The following is a 1797-nucleotide window of genomic DNA, read 5'->3' as shown; positions in this document are numbered from 1 at the left end:
AACTCACGGTTCGCCCATTTTTGAGCAAGGTCAGCAGATTGAGCTAAAGTTTGGCAATGAGCCATCCCGTCAGCATCACAACCGAACGAGTAGATGACATTCCCTTACTGCTAGCCCAGTTAGAGCGCATGGGGGTGCAAGCCCTGCTGGATGAACACTTCCCACAGCACGGCAATTGGCAGGGAGTGAGTTTAGGCACCGTTGCTGTGGTCTGGCTGAGTCACATCTTGTCGCAAGCGGATCATCGGTTGAACCAGGTACAAGGATGGGTAGAGCATCATCTTGAGACGCTTGGAGGCAGTTTAGGACAGGAGATTCGAGCACTCGATTGGAGTGATGATCGCTTAGAAGGGGTGTTGCGATATTTGAGCGATGATGGCGACTGGCGGCAGTTTGAGGCAAGCCTGACGCAGCGACAGATTCAAGTGTATGACCTGCGCCCAGAGCGGGTTCGACTCGATAGTACAACCACCAGTGGATTTTGGAGTGCGAGCGAAGATGGACTGTTTCAACGCGGACATAGCAAAGACCCTCGACCGGACTTGTGCCAACTTAAACTGATGATGGCGAGCTTAGACCCATTGGGATTGCCGATTGTGAGTGAGATTGTCGCAGGCAACGCGGCAGATGACCCATTGTATGCCCCGGCAGTTGAACAAGTTAGACAAACGCTCAACGTGACTGGACTGATGTATGTGGGCGATTGTAAGATGAGTAGCTTGAACACAAGATATCTGATTGCGTCGGGGGGCGATTACTATTTGTGTCCATTGTCGAAAATGCAGGTAAGTGATGCCCAGATGCAGGAGTATCTGAGTCTTGTCCAAGCCAAACAGGTCGGATTAGAGCCGACCTACTATGATTATGCAAATGGTACAACCACGCTGATTGCTGAGGGCTATGAACAAGAGTCCGTCTGCGCAATGCCAGTCGAGAAAACAGAATGGACTTGGACAGAGCGCCGCTTGGTTGTGTACTCGATAGCTCACGGCAATGCCCAAAAGCAAGCTTTGCAAGCTCGAATTGACCAAGCACAGTCTGAGTTAGCAGCACTGAATCAACCGGGTCGCGGCAAGAAACCGTTTGGCGACCTCGAAAGTTTGACCGAGGCGACCGAGCGAATTATCGCCAAGCATCGCGTCACGTCTCTGTTTGCGTTGAACTATCCAGTACAAATCACCCAAGTTGCACAACGAAAGTATGGCAATAGACCGGCGCAGGTCGTTGAGCAACGCCGATTTCAAGTAGACTTTACGCTCGACCTCACAGCGGTTGAGCAACAAATGCAGCAACTCGGTTGGCGAGTCTATGCCACGAATCAGCCTCAAGCGGACTTATCGCTATCTCAGGCAGTCATCGCTTATCGACAGGAGTATATGATTGAGCAGCAGTTTGGTCGGCTCAAAGGGCAGCCCCTCTCACTCAAGCCGATGTTCCTGCAACGCGAAGACCATATCAAAGGATTAATCAGACTCCTGTCTATCGGACTGCGACTCTTGACCTTAGTTGAGTTTCAGGTGCGTCGCTCCCTAGCACTCGAACAGGCAGAGTTAGCGGGGCTATATGCAGGCAATCCCAAGCGGTCTACTGCTCAACCCACCGCAGAAAAAGTGCTGGAGAGTTTCAAGGAAATCACGCTCGTTCTGATTCATGCTAAAGGAGAGGTCTATGTTGATCTCTCCAGTCTGAATCTGCTTCAGCAACGAGTGTTGCAGTTGATGAATTTCTCAATTGAAATTTATACTCGCTTGGGTCCGCAATCTGACGACCCTCCCTGAAAATGAGCGAACCGTGAGT

General features: G+C 51.0%; 1 protein-coding gene. It reads left to right on the top strand.

The window, feature by feature from the left end:
- Positions 1-56 precede the first annotated feature (56 nt).
- On the top strand, positions 57-1778 hold the full coding sequence (locus ACKFKF_RS34985) for an IS1634 family transposase (protein WP_446871932.1): 1722 nt from the start codon (positions 57-59) through the stop codon (positions 1776-1778).
- The last annotated feature ends 19 nt before the right edge of the window (positions 1779-1797 follow it).

The sequence above is a fragment of the Phormidesmis sp. 146-12 genome (assembly GCF_052939495.1).
This window is presented reverse-complemented; position numbering and strand designations above follow the sequence as displayed.